The organism is Polyangium sp. 6x1 (assembly GCF_029946515.1).
GTDB lineage: Bacteria > Myxococcota_A > Polyangia > Polyangiales > Polyangiaceae > Polyangium.
In genome coordinates this window covers 43,620-58,194 of sequence record NZ_JARZHH010000045.1, presented here as the reverse complement: position 1 = coordinate 58,194, position 14,575 = coordinate 43,620, and the positions used below count along the sequence as shown (strand labels likewise).

At 69.6% G+C, this 14,575-nt stretch carries 15 protein-coding genes; 11 read left to right on the top strand and 4 right to left on the bottom strand.

Going from position 1 to position 14,575, the window contains the following annotated elements; all coding sequences use genetic code 11:
- Window positions 1-35: 35 nt before the first annotated feature.
- The 3 genes from QHF85_RS33070 to grxC form a co-directional block, all read right to left on the bottom strand.
- Window positions 36-1,400, bottom strand: coding sequence for a hypothetical protein (locus QHF85_RS33070; protein WP_281331380.1), 1,365 nt, complete (start codon window positions 1,398-1,400; stop codon window positions 36-38).
- Window positions 1,397-2,899 (bottom strand): serine/threonine-protein kinase, encoded by a 1,503-nt coding sequence (locus QHF85_RS33065; protein ID WP_281331379.1) that lies wholly within the window; start codon window positions 2,897-2,899, stop codon window positions 1,397-1,399. The genes QHF85_RS33070 and QHF85_RS33065 overlap by 4 nt, the downstream gene beginning before the upstream one ends.
- Window positions 2,900-3,076: 177 nt before the next feature.
- Window positions 3,077-3,367 carry a glutaredoxin 3 gene (gene grxC / locus QHF85_RS33060; RefSeq protein WP_281331378.1) on the bottom strand — a complete coding sequence of 97 codons (291 nt, stop codon included), beginning with the start codon at window positions 3,365-3,367 and terminating at the stop codon, window positions 3,077-3,079.
- A gap of 82 nt (window positions 3,368-3,449) precedes the next feature.
- Here grxC and QHF85_RS33055 point away from each other — a divergent pair, with 82 nt between their 5' ends.
- The 11 genes from QHF85_RS33055 (at window position 3,450) to QHF85_RS33005 (ending at window position 14,080) form a co-directional block, all read left to right on the top strand.
- A complete protein-coding gene (locus QHF85_RS33055) occupies window positions 3,450-6,083 on the top strand; it encodes an AAA family ATPase (RefSeq protein ID WP_281331377.1) in 2,634 nt (877 codons plus the stop codon).
- Window positions 6,084-6,219: 136 nt separating this feature from the next.
- Complete coding sequence (locus tag QHF85_RS33050) at window positions 6,220-6,765, top strand: hypothetical protein (RefSeq protein ID WP_281331376.1); 546 nt, start codon at window positions 6,220-6,222, stop codon at window positions 6,763-6,765.
- A 4-nt stretch (window positions 6,766-6,769) separates the two neighbouring features.
- Window positions 6,770-7,621, top strand: a complete 852-nt coding sequence (locus tag QHF85_RS33045) for a radical SAM protein (protein WP_281331375.1) — start codon at window positions 6,770-6,772, stop codon at window positions 7,619-7,621.
- A gap of 6 nt (window positions 7,622-7,627) precedes the next feature.
- Window positions 7,628-9,661, top strand: a complete 2,034-nt coding sequence (locus QHF85_RS33040; protein ID WP_281331374.1) for a MopE-related protein — start codon at window positions 7,628-7,630, stop codon at window positions 9,659-9,661.
- A 57-nt stretch (window positions 9,662-9,718) separates the two neighbouring features.
- Window positions 9,719-10,186: a His-Xaa-Ser system protein HxsD gene (gene hxsD, locus QHF85_RS33035; protein ID WP_281331373.1), complete on the top strand. Its 468-nt coding sequence runs from the start codon at window positions 9,719-9,721 to the stop codon at window positions 10,184-10,186.
- Entirely contained in the window at window positions 10,183-10,428 is a 246-nt protein-coding gene (locus QHF85_RS33030; RefSeq protein WP_281331372.1) for an HxsD-like protein, read from the top strand. The genes hxsD and QHF85_RS33030 overlap by 4 nt, the downstream gene beginning before the upstream one ends.
- Window positions 10,425-11,939: a His-Xaa-Ser system radical SAM maturase HxsB gene (hxsB, locus tag QHF85_RS33025; RefSeq protein WP_281331371.1), complete on the top strand. Its 1,515-nt coding sequence runs from the start codon at window positions 10,425-10,427 to the stop codon at window positions 11,937-11,939. The genes QHF85_RS33030 and hxsB overlap by 4 nt, the downstream gene beginning before the upstream one ends.
- A gap of 51 nt (window positions 11,940-11,990) precedes the next feature.
- On the top strand, window positions 11,991-12,287 hold the full coding sequence (gene hxsA4 / locus QHF85_RS33020) for a His-Xaa-Ser repeat protein HxsA4 (protein ID WP_136933506.1): 297 nt from the start codon (window positions 11,991-11,993) through the stop codon (window positions 12,285-12,287).
- Window positions 12,288-12,545: 258 nt separating this feature from the next.
- The gene (rplU, locus tag QHF85_RS33015; RefSeq protein ID WP_136933507.1) at window positions 12,546-12,854 is read left to right on the top strand and encodes a 50S ribosomal protein L21; all 309 of its coding nucleotides are present in this window, start codon (window positions 12,546-12,548) and stop codon (window positions 12,852-12,854) included.
- A gap of 11 nt (window positions 12,855-12,865) precedes the next feature.
- Window positions 12,866-13,120 (top strand): 50S ribosomal protein L27, encoded by a 255-nt coding sequence (gene rpmA / locus QHF85_RS33010; RefSeq protein ID WP_281331370.1) that lies wholly within the window; start codon window positions 12,866-12,868, stop codon window positions 13,118-13,120.
- Between the two features lie 123 nt (window positions 13,121-13,243).
- Window positions 13,244-14,080, top strand: a complete 837-nt coding sequence (locus tag QHF85_RS33005) for an HAD family hydrolase (protein WP_281331369.1) — start codon at window positions 13,244-13,246, stop codon at window positions 14,078-14,080.
- On the opposite strand, the gene QHF85_RS33000 is transcribed toward QHF85_RS33005, so the two are convergent.
- Complete coding sequence (locus QHF85_RS33000; protein WP_281331368.1) at window positions 14,075-14,518, bottom strand: response regulator; 444 nt, start codon at window positions 14,516-14,518, stop codon at window positions 14,075-14,077. The two genes, QHF85_RS33005 and QHF85_RS33000, sit on opposite strands and share 6 nt — an antisense overlap.
- Between the last annotated feature and the right edge of the window lie 57 nt (window positions 14,519-14,575).

The window sequence follows — 14,575 nt, the reverse complement described above, 5'->3', positions numbered from 1 at the left end:
GCGGACGCGGAGGATACCGCTCCGGGAGAACACCGTCACCAGCCGCCGAAGCCGACGCGCGCGCCGATGCCCACGGTGACGCGCGGATCGGCCAGCTCGACGTCGGCGGTGTCGGTCCCGCCGAGCAGGAGCGTCTGCTGCGCGGCGAGGCCGACCAGGACGCCGCTCCAGTCGAGCTCGAAGCCCGTGTCGAGGTTGATGAAGGCGACGCCGCCGGGGCTCTCGCCGCTGCCGAGCCAGTTGTACGCGAGGCCGCCGCCGATCGTGGCGACGAACCGCGCCTTGCGTCCGGGACTCATGAGCCGCACCCCGCCGCCGAAGCGCGCCGAGTTCAGCCGGACCGTGCTGTCGCCGCTCTTCGTGGCGATGGGGTTGTTCGCGTAGTCGAAGAGGAACTCGAGCCCGATCGGCGTGGAGATCCGGTAGCCGAGCCGCGCGCCGACCATGCCGCCCGCGCCCTCCTCGCCGAGCATCAGGAAGACGCCGCCCGTCGCGTTCGCGTACGCGCCGCGGAGGGGCGGCTCGGGCGGCTTCGCGATCTTGGTCGGAGGCGGAGGCGCGGTCGGCAGCGAGCGCGGCACGGCGATGGGCACGCCGCCGACGTCGGGACGAACCTCCTGCGCTTTGCCGGCCACGACGAGCACCTGGAACGCGTACTCGGGGCCGCCTTGCCGATACATCTGCACGAGGTGCGTCCCCGGCTCGACGAGCCCGGCCCACTGCCCGAGGGCGAGCGGCACCTGATCGATCGCGATGGCCATCTCCGGGTCGCCCGTCTTCACGACGACCCACCCCTTGTTCGGCACGAGCGCGAGCTTGACGACCTTGTCCTGCTCCTTGCTCGTGATCGTGACGATCTCCTCGGCGTCCTCGTAGCCCTCGGCGCGCGCGCCGATGCGGTGCCGGCCGGGGCCGAGCGGAATGGGTTTGTCCGCGGTGCCGGGGGCCTGCGGCTCGTCGTCGACGAGGAGCACGGCGTGCGGCGGTGAGAGCTCGACCTTCACGTACCCGATGAGCGCGCGCATCTCGGCGATCGCGCTCTCGGCGGCGGCCTTGTCCTCGGGCTCCATCGTGTCCGCGTGCTTGCGGAGCGCGAGCTCGAGGGCGGCGATCGCCTGCGGGTACTGGAAGAGGCTCTTGTGGGCGAGCGCGAGGTTCACGAGCGGGCTCGCGCGCGGCCGCTCGGCGTACGCGGCCTGGAACTCCACGATCGCGGCGGCGAAGTTGCCGTCGCCGTAGAGCTTCACGCCGTTCGCCATGTGCTGCTTGTATGCGTCGGAGAGCGGCGTGGTCTCGGCCGCGGGCTCGCCGGCCGCGCGGGCGGGAGGCGCGATCGTGGCGAGCGCGATCGTGAGCGCGAGGGCCGCGCGGGGTTTGGATCGACCGAGGAGCGAGCTCATTCCACCTTCAGCCTGAGCTGCGGTGCGACGCCCGGGACCTTCGTCGTCGCCGTCGGCTTTCCGTTCGCCTGGGGAGGCGTGGTCTCCGGCGGCTTTCCGTTCGCCGTCTTCGTGGTCTTCTTCGTCGAGGTCGGCGCCGTTCGCGGCGTCTGCGTCGGCTCGCTCGTGGGCGCGTTCGTCGCGACGGACCCGGGCGTCGACGCGCCGGCGGGGTTTGTCTCGTCCGCCTTCGGGGTCTCGACCGACGGCGTCGCTTGCGGGGGCGCGGGCGCCGCCTCGCTGGTCGTGTTCGTGGTGAGGACGGGCGACGCGGACGTGACCGACGTCGGCGTGCTGCGGCTGTAGACGACGCCCGCGCCGATCACGAGCGCCGCGGCGCCTGCGCCGAGACCCAGCCAGAGCGCGCGGGATCGCTCCTTCCCACCGCTCGCGCCGCTGCTCGTCGACCAGCCTACGCGGGACGGTCCGCCCGTGCCGACCTCCTCGGCGGGACGCGTCGAGGCCTCGTTCGTCCGCGCCGCGCGTGGCGTGTTTCGCGCGAGGTCCGGCGACGAACGCGAGCCCGTGTCGCCGCCGACGCGGAGCGAACGCGCCGAGAGCAGGCCGCCGGACGCGGCGCCGATCGCTTCGAGCATCTCGCGCGCGTTCGCGAAACGTTTGTCGCGGTTGCGCTTCAGCGCCTTCGCGAGGAAGCGCGCCACGGCTTCGGGTACCTCGGGGTTCCACGTGCGCACGTCGGGCGCGGCCTTCGTGCAGATGTTCACGATGACCTGCTCGTACGACTGCCCTTCATGCGGCGGCCTGCCCGAGAGGCACTCGTAGAGGATCGCGCCGACGGACCAGAGGTCGGTGCGCTCGTCGACGTCGGGCAGCGCCTGCGATTGCTCGGGCGACATGTAGAACGGCGTGCCGAGCACCGTGCCTTGTCGCGTGATCGTCTTCTCGGGAACGCCGCCCGTGCGGCGCACCTTGGAGATGCCGAAGTCGAGGATCTTGACGAAGTCGGTCTCGTCGTCGCGCTCGGCGAGAAAGACGTTGTCGGGCTTGAGATCGCGATGAACGATGCCCGCCTCGTGGGCGCGGCAGAGGCCGCGGAGCAGCTGCGCGACGACGCCGAGCGCGGCTTCGAGATCGAGGCGTCCGAGGCGCTTGATCCGGTGGCCGAGGTCCTCGCCGCGGAGCAGCTCCATCACGATGAAGGGCTGTCCGTCGTCGGTGACGCCCGAGTCGAAGATCGTGACGATGTGCGCGCTCTCGACCGCGCTCGCGGCCGCGGCCTCGCGCTGGAAACGCGCCACGGCGTCGGCGCTCCGCGCGAGCTCGGGGTCGACGAACTTCATCGCGACGCGCTTGCCGATGCTCGTGTTCAGCGCCTCGTACACCGCGCCCATGCCGCCCCGCGCGATGAGGCGGAGGACCTTGTACTTGCCCACGTCACGGCCGACGAGCGAGCCGTCGCTCGTCGGGGCTTCGGGCAGCGGAGCGTCGGCAGCGGGCATGCGGGATCATCGAGGCCAGGTCGACCTCGTCCCCCCATGGACGAGCGAACGAGAGAAACCTTCGGCCGATCGGACCGAGCTTATCACCGCTCCCCCGGGGCGTGCACGATCTCGACGAAACCGCGCGGGGGTATGGGGGCAGAGCTCGGCTCGTCCGAGCGGAGCCCCCATCGTCGATCAACGCGGCAGCGGCGGCAGGTCCGGCGGGGGGGCCTCGCCGAGCAGCGTGTCGAGCTCTCCCCTCTGTTCGAGCGCCGAGACGTCCGTGAATCCGCCCACGGGGCGATTGTTGATGAACACCTGCGGCACGGTGCGCTGGCCCGTGGCCTGCGAGAGCCAGCTGCGGAGGTCCGGCCGCGTGTCGACGTCGATCTCCTCGAAACGCACGTTCTTTCGGGAAAGCAAGGCTTTCGCGCGATGGCAGTAGGGGCACCAGGGGGTCGTGTAGATGGCGACGTCGGCCGGCATGGTGGGTTTCGATGTCGTGCAGCGCGACTTCGGACGCAAGGGCTCTCCATGGAAGGACGCGCCTGCGCTACCCTCCCGTGCCATGGCCGACACCGAGGGCACAATCCACCTCGAACGCTTCACGAACGACGCGAGGCAGATCGTCGCGGGCGCACAAGCGCTCGCCGACGACCGGAAGCACGCCGAGGTCTCGCCGCTGCACCTGCTCGCGCGTTTGCTCGAACGGGACCGCGGCGTCCTCGAGGTCTTCCGCCGCGCCGGCGCCGATCCGAACGAGACGATGAACCTCGCAGAGGCGGCCCTCAAGCGGCAGCCGAAATCGACGGGCGGCGTCTCGTACGTGGACGCCCGGCTGCTCGATCTGCTCGGGCGGGCCGAGCGCGAAGCGACGCGCGACAAGTCCCCGAACGTCGGCATCGAGCACCTGCTGCACGCGCTGGCGCAAGAGATCCGCGGGCCGGCGGGGGAGATCCTCTCGTCGTTCGGCATCGGCCCAGGCGCGTTCCGCCCGCATCTCGGCGCGCTCGCGGAGGGCGAAGCGAAGGCACAGGCCCCGCGGGAAGCGGCGGCCGTGAGCGTCACGAGCGCGGCGGGGAGCACCGAGGCGAATGGCTACACGCGGGATCTCGTGGCCGACGCGCGCAAGGGCCTCTTCGATCCGGTGATCGGCCGCGACGGCGAGGCGCGGCGGCTGCTGCAGATCCTGGAGCGACGCTTCAAGAACCATCCGCTCGTCGTGGGCGAGCCGGGCGTCGGCAAGTCTGCGCTGATCCGCGGGCTCGGCGATCGCATCGCGCGCGGCGACGTGCCGAGTAACCTCGCCGGCGCGCGTCTCTACGAGCTCGACACGGGCGCGCTCGTCGCGGGCGCGAAGCTCCGCGGCGAGATCGAGCAGCGCCTCAAGGCCCTCGTCGACAAGCTCCGCAGCGTCCAGGACGCCGAGACCATCCTCGTCGTCGAGGACATCGACGCGCTGTTCGGCCAGGGCGTGCAGGGCTCGGGCGTCGGCGATCTCTTGAAGCCGCTGCTCGCGCGGAGCGAGATCCGCATCCTCGCGACGACCACGCCCGAGGGCATCCGCAAGCTGAACGAGCGGGATGCTTCGGTCCTGCGGCGCTTCGCCGTGGTGAACATGGATCCGCCGTCGATCGAGCAGGCGACCGAGATCCTGCGCGGCGTCGCCACGAAGTACGAGGCGCACCACCGCGTGCGCATCGGCGAAAGCGCGATCCTCTCGGCCGTGAGCCTCGCCAAGCGTTACCTCTCGGACCGCGCGCTGCCGGATACAGCGGTCGATCTCCTCGACGAGACGAGCGCGCGCAAGCGGGTCGAGGTGGACGGTGTGCCCGCCGAGGTCGACGCGCTGAGCCGTCGCGTCGACGCGCTCAAGGCGCAGATCGCGGCGCTCGCGGACGATGAGGATCGGCTGAGCGTGCAGGCGCGGCAGCGGCTGGAGAAGGAGCTCGCCGAGGTCGAGCCGCGCGCGACGGAGATGCGCACGGCGATCGCAGCGCGGCGCGGCGTCGTCGCGGCGGTGCAGTCGATCCGCAAGGAGCTCGCGGCCGCGAACGAGGCGCTCGCGACCGCGCAACGCGAGAAAAACTACGCGCGGCTCGGCGAGCTCGAGCACGTGACGTTGCCCGAGATCCGTCGTCGTCTGGAGACGGCCGAGGGGGCCGCGAAGCGCGAGGGCGCCGAGCCCGGCTCGAACATGGTCACGGAGAACGACGTGGCCGGCACGCTCGCCGATTGGACGGGCATCCCGGTCGCGAAGATGCTCGAAGGCGAGTCGGAGAAGCTGCTCAAGATGGAGGAGCGCCTCGCGCGCCGCGTGGTCGGCCAGGACGAGGCCGTGCGCGCGATCGCCCGCGCCGTGCGCCGCGGCCGCGTGGGCCTTCGTGATCCGGGCAAGCCCATCGGCTCGTTCCTCTTCCTCGGGCCGAGCGGCGTCGGCAAGACCGAGCTCGCCAAGGCCCTCGCCGAGTTCTTGTTCGACGACGAGCAGGCGCTCACGCGGCTCGACATGAGCGAGTTCATGGAGCGGCACATGGCGCAGCGCCTCATCGGCGCGCCGCCTGGCTACGCCGACAGCGAGCAAGGCGGCTTCTTGACCGAGGCCGCGCGGCGCAGGCCCTACAGCGTCCTGCTTTTCGACGAGGTCGAGAAGGCGCACGCGGACGTCTTCAACCTGCTCCTCCAGATCCTCGACGACGGCCGCCTGACCGACGGCCGCGGCAGGACTGCGGACTTCTCCAACACGGTCGTGATCATGACCTCGAACATCGGTTCGAAGCGGATCCTGGAGACGGACGCGAAGCTCTTCGGCACCGAGGATGGGCGCGACGCGATCCGCGACGTGCTCTTCGAGGAGCTCAAGGCCTTCTTCCGACCGGAGTTCTTGAACCGCATCGACGACATCGTCGTGTTCAAGGCCCTGTCCAAGCAGGACCTGCGCGGCGTGGTGGACATCCAGCTCCGGCGCCTCGAGCGGCTCCTCGCGGACCGAGAGATCAAGGTGCAGCTCGACGACGCCGCGAAGGACCTGCTCGTCGACATCGGTTACGAGCCCTCGCTCGGCGCCCGTCCGCTCAAGCGCGCCATCCTGAAGGAGCTGCAAAACCCGCTCGCCGAGGCGATCCTCGCGGGCGGCTACGGCCCCGGGCAGATCGTGCACGTCCGCGCGGCCGACGGCTCGTTCACCTTCACCAAGGCCTGATCGCGGCGCGTCGCCTGACGCGTCGCGTTGCCGAGAGGCCGTCCACGATCGTTCGAGACCCGGCGGATCGGGACTCCGCGCAAACGTTGACGCCGCCGTGACGACCGGAGATCCTGCGAGCGGAGGAGGCTCCGGCATGCCTGGCAGGAACGTATCGCGGCGGTTGTTCGTGGGAGTGATGGGGGGCGGTGTGCTCGCCGCACCGGTGATCGCCTCCGCGCGCCCGGAGATCCCGTCCGCGGCAAAAAACGCGGCGCAAAGCGACAAGCCGCTCGACGCGCCGACGCGCGAGAACGTCGCCAAGCTGCTGCATCCGCTTGCCGCGGGATCACGCCTCGCGCGCTGGACGATCGTCCAGATCGATCCCGTCGTGCATGGGTGTGTGAGCGTCAAAGTTCGCGCCGACGATGGGCACACGTTCGATCTCGAGCTGCTCGCGCGCGATCACACGGCGCTCGCGCAGCGGCCGCCCGCGGAGACGGAGCGGCACGCGATCTTCGTCGTGAACGGCGGCAATGGCTGGGCGCCCACGCAGGAGGAGCAGGGGCTCGCGGCCATGACGCTCGCGCAGATCGTCGCGAAAAACGAGCGCGAGGTGCGGTTGTCCGGCCTGCTCACGCACGCCGAGCGCATCCAGAACCACGGCGACGCGCTGCTCGTTCCGGCCGAGGGACCAGGCTGAACCCATGGCGGCGGTCCTTTCCCTCGGCTCGACCTGCAACAATGCGTGCGTCTTCTGCGCGCAAGGGGAGCCGCGTGCCTCGCGCGAACGCGAGGCCGAGGGGATGGACCTCGCGACGCGCCTGCGCGTCGAGCCGGGGGATGTCGTGTTCGTGCAGGGCGGCGAGCCGACGCTCGCGGAGGACCTGCCCGCTTTGGTTCGCGCCCTCGACGCGCGCGGCGCGCGCCGCATCGTCGTCCAGACGAACGGTCGAAGGCTCGCGTATCGCGCGTACGCGCGCGCCTTGCGCGAGGCCTCGAGCAAGCTCTCGCTCGACGTCTCGCTGCACGGCGCGACCGAGGCGATGCACGACTACCACACGCAGACGCCGGGCAGCTTCAAGCAGACCGCGATCGGCGTGCGGCACGCGCGCGCCGAAGGGATCGAGGTCGCCACGACCACGGTGATCACGCGGTCGAACTACCGTCACCTCGTGGAGATCGTGCAGCTCTCGCGCGCGCTCGGGGCCCGCGCGGCGCACTTCGCGAGGGCGTCACGGTTTGGCCGCGCGGCGCGCGCGGCGGATCGGATCCTCGCGCCGGGGGAGCTCGTGAGGCCGCAGCTCACGCGCGCGCTCGCGGAGGCGTCGCGGCTCGGGATGGGCTGGCTCGCGGGCGAGAAGGCGAGCCACGCGGAGGTGCGCGATCTCTTCGCGGGCCTCGGCGACGTGGAGATCGCGGAGCCCGTGGTGCTGGGTTCGTCGAGGACCTCGCCCGGCGACGAGGCCCTGACCTCGGACAAGAACTTCGTGGAGACGTCTCGGCTCGTCCGAGCGAAACCACCGATCGTCAACCAGAGCATTGCTTGGGAGCGGTGAGTGACAATGGCGAGCAACGTCAAAGCCAGTGACGAGCAGCGGGGCAAGCAGGTGCGACGGGTCGCGATCGCGGCGCTTCTGACGGTGATCGGCGGGGCCGCCGCGTCGTCGTGCGCCGAGGGCGGGAGCGTGACGTCGGGCGGCAACAACCCGACGAGCTCGAGCACGAGCGGCTCCGGTGGAAGGGGCGGCGAGGGCGGCACGGGCGGCGACGGAGGCGTGGGCGGCGTCGGCGGGATGGGCGGCGTCGGCGGCACCGGCGGGATGGGCGGCGCGGGCGGCACCGGCGGGATGGGCGGCGCGGGCGGCGCGGGCGGCCAGATGTGCGTGCCGCAGACCGAGGTCTGCGACGGCGTCGACAACAACTGCGACGGCACCGCCGACGAGGGCTGCGACTGCGTCACCGGCGTGAAGGAGGCCTGTTACACGGGCCCCGACGGCACGAAGGGCGTCGGCGTGTGCAAGGAAGGCGAGAGGACCTGCGACGCGACCGGCAAGTGGGGCCCGTGCGAAAATGAGGTCGTCCCGGCCGCGGCTGAGGCTTGCAACGGCTTCAACGACGATTGCGACGCCGAGCTCGACGAAGGGTGTGACTGTACCACGGGCGAGACGAAGGGCTGCTTCACGGGCCCGATGGGCACGGAGAACGTGGGCCTCTGCAAGCCCGGCACGCAACTCTGCGATGCGGACGGCAAGTGGGGCCCATGTCTGGGTGACACCACGCCGGCCCCCGAGCTCTGCAACGGCCTCGACGACAGCTGCGACGGCACGATCGACGAGGGCAACCCGGGCGGCGGCGGCGCGTGCGTCGCGCCGGGCCTCGGCGAGTGCAAGAAGGGCACGTTGAACTGCATCAACGGCGCGGTGAAGTGTTCGCCCGCGCCCGTGCAGCCCGAGACCTGCGACGGCCTCGACAACAACTGCGACGGCAACACCGACGAGGGCAACCCCGGCGGCGGCATGCAGTGCATGACGGGCTTCATGGGCCTGTGCAGCACGGGTTTGACCAAGTGCGACGGCGCGAACGGCGTGACGTGCATGCCGAACGTCGTCCCCGGCCAGCTCTCCGAGGCGTGCAACAACCTCGACGACGACTGCGACGGCATGGTCGACGACGCCATCCCGCAGGTCGGCATGCCGTGCACGAAGCCCGGTCAGCTCGGCGTCTGCCAGTTCGGCATCTTCGAGTGCCCCGCGGGCGCGCCGCAGCTCCTCTGCAACGCGCCTCTGCCCGGCACGGTCCAGGAGACGTGCAACGGCAAGGACGACGATTGCAACGGCACGATCGACGATCCGGCCCTCGTGAACGGTTTGCCCTGCAGCACGGCGTTCCCAGGCGTTTGCTCGACGGGCACCACGGTCTGCGTGGGCGGCAGCTCGACGTGCAACCCGCAGGTCACGCCCGGCTCGCAGCCCGAGATCTGCGACAGCAAGGACAACAACTGCAACGGGCAGATGGACGAGATGCCGCCGAACCCGGCGTGCACCGCGCAGAACCCGAGCGCGCAGTTCGTCTCGGGCTGGGCGTGCACCGCCGGCCAGTGCCAGATCGTGCAGTGCAACGTCGGCTACGCGAACATCGACGGCGCGCCGGGCAACGGCTGCGAGTGCGCGACGGATCAGTACGCGAACCAGTGCGTGAGCGCGGGCGCGGTCAGCGTGACGAAGGGCGGCACGGTGAACATGATCGGCAAGGTCGAGACGGCGAACGCGAGCGACTGGCTCACGTTCAACTTCATCGCGCCGGGCGCGCTCGGCGTGCCGTACATGCCGAGGGTCCAGCTCGTGAACGACGCCGGTGGTCAGTACGGAATGGACGTGCTGCACGACTGCAACAACGTCGCGACCTGCAACGACGGCGGCACGGGGTCCGGGGCCACGGTCTGGGAACAGAATTATCAGTACAACATGACCGGCAATCCCACCGGCCCCTGGTCGGACAACAACCCGAAGATCGTGTCTGTCAAGGTTCGCGTGTATCGCAAGAACGGCACGCCGCCGACGTGCGATCAGTATACCGTGACCGCCACGAACCCGTGAGGCGCGGCGGGACGCACCTCACGGTACGTCATCGGGAGCGAAGGGCGAATGAGCGACATGTCGTTTCACTTGGGAGAGGGCTCGGTTCGGATCGAGTTCGACGAGGGCCTGTACCCCAAGGATGCGATCTACGGAGCCGCGTACGTCTTCATCGACCGCTGCTGGGTGCACCTCGATCGTGCGGGAGATCGGCGCATCCAGGTGACGCTCAAGGCGAAGAAGGCGGGCGCTGACACGCAGGCCTACGCGGGCGAGTTTCAGAACGAGCTGCTCGGCCAGGCGTGGCGCCTCCGGATCGTCGAGGAGAACAAGAAGCTCGTCGAGACGATCACGGCGCGCGCGCTCGGCGGCGCGGCAGGCCCGCCCGGGCTCGACGAGCTGCTCGCGATGGACATCGGCGAGGAGACGGCCTTCGAGGATCCGCTCGGCATCGCGATGAGCTGGGAAGAGAAGTACAAAAAGAAGGGCAAGGCCGAGGCCGGCGGCGGGTCCGACGGCGCGTCGGGGGGCGAGAAGGCGTCGTGATCGAGCTCAGGTTTCATGAAGAGCTCTACGACGGTTTCGCGATCGACGAGGCCGTTAAGACGTATGCGGCGTACGCGACGGCGGAGCTCTCGCGCGACGGCGGCGCATACGTCGTGAAGGTGACGGCGAAGCCCGAGGCCACGAGCGAAGGCATCGACGAGCGCGTGCTCTCGGCGGAGCTCGCGAACTACGCGCTCGGCCTCACGATCGAGAAAGCGCGCGCGGCCGGAGGTGCGGCGTGACCGGCCTCTCGACGCTCTTCACCGAGCTCGGCCCCGCGGCGAAGGCGCCGACGGGCCTCGTCCCGTTCCGGTTCCGCGAGGTGAGCGGAGATATTTTGCTCACCAACTTTCTCGGCGACTGGCTCTTCGTCACGAAGGACGAGTTTCGCTCGCTCGCGCGCGGCGAGCTCGACGCCGCTTCGCCGCTCCACGAGAAGCTCGCTGCGAAAAACTTCCTCCGCGAGGGCCTCGATCAGGCGAAGGCGGCCGAGCGCATCGCGTACAAGAAGCGGTTCCTCAACTGGGGGCCGAACCTTCACATCGCGGTCGTCACGCTCCGCTGCAACGAGACGTGCGTCTACTGCCACGCGAGCCGCGCGAACATGGACGCGGTCCACACCGACATGACGCCGGAGATCGGCGAGAAGGTCGTGGACCTGATGCTCCAGTCGACCTCGCCCTCGGTGACGCTGGAGTTCCAGGGCGGCGAGCCGCTCGCGAACTTCCCGGTGATGAAGCACGTCATCGAGTACGCGCTCGCGCGCAACCGCGCCTACGGCAAGGAGCTCGAGTTCACGATGGTCTCGAACCTGGCGCTGATGGACGCGGAGAAGCTCGCCTTCCTCGTCGATCGCAAGGTCCAGGTCTGCACGAGCATCGACGGCCCGGAGCACCTGCACACGAAGCAGCGCATCCTCGCCGGCGGCAACGCGCACCGCGAGGCGGTGAAGTGGATCGAGCGCATCAACAAGGCCTACATCGACATCGGCCTCGACCCGACGCTCTACCACGTCGAGGCGCTGCTCACGACGACGCGCGAGGCGCTCAAGTACCCGAAGGAGATCGTCGACACGTACGTCGGCCTCGGCTGCCGCGCGATCTTCCTCCGCCCCGTCGATCCCTTCGGCTTCGCGGGCAGGACCGCGCAGATCGTCGAGTACGACCGCGCCGCGTATAGCGACTTCTACCGCACGGCGGTCGAGCACATCCTCGACTTGAACCGTCGCGGCGAGCAGGTCCTCGAGCGGTACGGATCGATCTTCCTCACGAAGATCCTCGGCGACGACGACCCGAACTTCCTCGACATCCGCTCGCCGAGCGGCTCGGGCATCGGCGCCCTCGCCTACAACTACGACGGGAAGATCTTCTCCAGCGACGAGGGCCGGATGATGTACGAGACCGGCGATCCCGCGTTCCAGATCGGCGACGTGTTCACCTCGACGTATCGCTCGCTCATGAAGCACGAGACGGTGCGCGCGCTCGTGCTTGCGTCGATCCGCGAGGCGCAGCCCGACTGCGTGAACTGCACGTACACGCCCTACTGTGGGGTGCAGCCCGAGCACAGCTACCGGACGCAGGGCACGATCTTCGGTAGAATGCGGGAGAGCACCTTGTGCGCCGTCCACAAGGGCATCCAGGATTTTCTCTTCGACAAACTGCGCGAGAACGACCCGAAGACGGTCGAGATCCTCCGGCGCTGGACCACGGTCCGGGCGCGAACGCATTTCATCCACGCGTCGTCGGCATCTTGAGGGCAAACGATCGACGCGGGCGCAACGGGACTTGGGACCAGGGAGGCCACGATGGCGAACAACGGAACAGGTGGGCTACCGAGCTTCTCCCGCAAGCCGGGCGGCATGCTCTCCAAGACGGAGAGTGAGGTCGGCGCGAAGGCGAGCGAAGAGGCGGATCGCGCCGGCGTGATCGGCGACGACGCGGGCGGCGTGATCCCGGCGCAGCATTGCTCGCATGGCTCGCACGGCTCGCACGGCAGCCACGGCAGCCACGGCTCGCACGGCTCGCACGGCTCGCACGGCTCGCACGGCAGCCACGGCAGCCACGGCAGCCACGGCAGCCACGGCAGCCACGGCAGCTGGTAGAGCGTCTCCCGGCGCGCCCACAGCCTCGGAACCTCCTCGCCTGGCGGGCGAAACGGCCCCGTTCGTCCGCCCCATCCCCCGTCCACACGCGTTTTCAGCCGGCCTGGACCGAGCCTTTCGTGGAGGCGCTGGATCCAAAGGGACGGAGGCGCATTTGATCAGCTTGCGGAACGGACGCGCGTCCGTATACTTCCGCTCCCTTGTTTCCCGGCGGAGTACGTCGGTGAAGCAACTGTCGTAGGGCTCGAGGGCACGAACATGTACGCGGTCATCAAGACGGGCGGCAAGCAGTACAGGGTCAGCGAAGGCCAGGTGCTGCGCGTCGAGAAGCTGAGCGGCAACGCCGGCGACAAGGTTACGTTCAACGAAGTCCTGCTCGTCGGCGGCGAGGCCACCAAGATCGGCCAGCCGCTCGTTGCGGGTGCAAAGGTCGAGGCGCAGATCAACGCGCAGGATCGCGGCAAGAAGGTCGTGATCTTCAAGTTCCGGCGCCGGAAGAACTACCGCCGCAAGACGGGGCACCGGCAGCCGTACACCGAGCTCAAGATCACCGGCATCAGCGCCTAGGAGAAACCGGCATGGCTCATAAAAAAGGCGGCGGCTCGTCTCGGAACGGGCGCGATTCGAGCGCGCAAAAGCGCGGCGTGAAGGTGTACGCGGGGACCGAGGTCCCGGCGGGCAGCATCCTTGTTCGGCAGGTGGGTTCGTCGATCCACGCCGGCAAGAACGTCGGCACCGGCAAGGACTTCACGCTTTTCGCCCTCGTTCCGGGCGTCGTGAAGTACGAGTGGAAGTCGAACACGAAGAAGCAGGTCTCGGTCTATCCGGCCTGAGCCTGCGGCGTTCGTGATCGAGACGAGTCGGGCGATGCGACGGGAAAAACCCCGTCGATCGCCCGTCGTCCATTTGAGGTCCAACAAGTCGCGCATGCCGAGCGGCGAGGACGAACCGCGGCGATGACGTACAAGCTTCTGGCCCTCGATCTCGACGGCACCCTGCTCCGTCACGATGGATCGCTTCACGAGCGCGATCGCTGGGCGATCGAGCGCCTGCAGAGCGGCGGCGTGGCCGTGACGATCTGCACGGGGCGGCTCTACTCGGGCTCGCGCGAGGCCGCCGTGGCCGCGCGAATCCAGGGGCCGATCGCGTGCGTGGACGGCAGCCACATCGTCGACCCGCGCGACGATCGCGAGCACTACCACGCCTCGCTCGCGGGCGACCGCGCTGCGCAGCTCCGGCGCGTGCTCGAGCGGCATAGCACTGCGAGCTTCGTGTTCGCGCATGACAGCATCGTGCACGACGCCGCGGGCGCGCCGTGGAGCAGCTACGTGCGCACGTGGTCGCCCAAGGTGACGGTCGTCGAGCGCGTGACGTCGCACCCGTACTGGGAGCACGAGCGAGGGCTGCTCGCGGTCGTGGCGATCGGTTCGAAGGAGAGCGTGCACGCGGCCGCGGAGGAGCTCGAAGGTGAGCTCGGCGGCGCGGCGTTCGTCATTCGGTTCGCGGTGACGCGCGGGGCCGACACGCACGCGATGGTGGTGCGCGCGGCCGGGCCCACGAAGGGCACGGCGATCGCGTGGCTCGCGGACTATCACGGATGCACGGTGGACGAGGCCGTCGTGGTGGGCGACTGGCTCAACGACGTGCCGATGTTCCAGGTCGCGGGTCGATCGTTCGCGATGGGCAGCGCGCCGTCGTTCGTGAAGGAACACGCGAGCGAGCAGCTCTCCGCGTGGAGCGCGGAAGACGCGGGCGTCGCCGAGGCGATCGAGCGAGCCTGGGGGACGTTATGACGAGCTCTTCGACGAGGGCACGCCGGAGATAGGCGCGCTCGAGACGCCCACGTGAGAAGGGGGCGCGAAGCCGCGATAGAAGAGCCGTTCGACCTCGCCGATGAGCTCGCGCATGCCGATGGGTTTGGCGAGGAACCCTTCGGCGCCGGCCTGCGCGGCCTCGGCGCGCGCGCCGCGTTTGCCCGAGATCACGAGGAAGCGACAGTCGTAGCCGCGCTCGCGCGCAGCCTCGATGAGGTCGGTGCCGCTCATCTCGGGCATGCGTTGATCGACGACCACCACGTCCACGCGGTCGAGCCGTTCGAGCGCGGCGGACGGGGACATCGTCTCGCGCACTTCACACCCCTCGGCTTCCAGGCACATCCCCAGGAGCCTCAAGATGTCGGGGTCGTCATCGACCACGAGCACGACGGGGGGACGCGGTCGCCACGTGCGCATGATCCGGAGATTACCCGGGTTTCTGCCTGCTTCCAAATGTGAAAGACCAAAGGCACG

Excerpts from the sequence above, each read along its gene's own strand:
- QHF85_RS33040 (WP_281331374.1), top strand. The coding sequence starts at position 7,628 with ATGGCGAGCAACGTCAAAGCCAGTGACGAGCAGCGGGGCAAGCAGGTG.
- rpmA (WP_281331370.1), top strand. The coding sequence starts at position 12,866 with ATGGCTCATAAAAAAGGCGGCGGCTCGTCTCGGAACGGGCGCGATTCG.
- QHF85_RS33050 (WP_281331376.1), top strand. The coding sequence starts at position 6,220 with ATGCCTGGCAGGAACGTATCGCGGCGGTTGTTCGTGGGAGTGATGGGG.
- QHF85_RS33055 (WP_281331377.1), top strand. The coding sequence starts at position 3,450 with ATGGCCGACACCGAGGGCACAATCCACCTCGAACGCTTCACGAACGAC.
- QHF85_RS33070 (WP_281331380.1), bottom strand. The coding sequence starts at position 1,400 with ATGAGCTCGCTCCTCGGTCGATCCAAACCCCGCGCGGCCCTCGCGCTC.
- QHF85_RS33065 (WP_281331379.1), bottom strand. The coding sequence starts at position 2,899 with ATGCCCGCTGCCGACGCTCCGCTGCCCGAAGCCCCGACGAGCGACGGC.
- hxsA4 (WP_136933506.1), top strand. The coding sequence starts at position 11,991 with ATGGCGAACAACGGAACAGGTGGGCTACCGAGCTTCTCCCGCAAGCCG.
- QHF85_RS33000 (WP_281331368.1), bottom strand. The coding sequence starts at position 14,518 with ATGCGCACGTGGCGACCGCGTCCCCCCGTCGTGCTCGTGGTCGATGAC.
- QHF85_RS33045 (WP_281331375.1), top strand. The coding sequence starts at position 6,770 with ATGGCGGCGGTCCTTTCCCTCGGCTCGACCTGCAACAATGCGTGCGTC.
- QHF85_RS33005 (WP_281331369.1), top strand. The coding sequence starts at position 13,244 with ATGACGTACAAGCTTCTGGCCCTCGATCTCGACGGCACCCTGCTCCGT.
- hxsD (WP_281331373.1), top strand. The coding sequence starts at position 9,719 with ATGTCGTTTCACTTGGGAGAGGGCTCGGTTCGGATCGAGTTCGACGAG.
- grxC (WP_281331378.1), bottom strand. The coding sequence starts at position 3,367 with ATGCCGGCCGACGTCGCCATCTACACGACCCCCTGGTGCCCCTACTGC.
- rplU (WP_136933507.1), top strand. The coding sequence starts at position 12,546 with ATGTACGCGGTCATCAAGACGGGCGGCAAGCAGTACAGGGTCAGCGAA.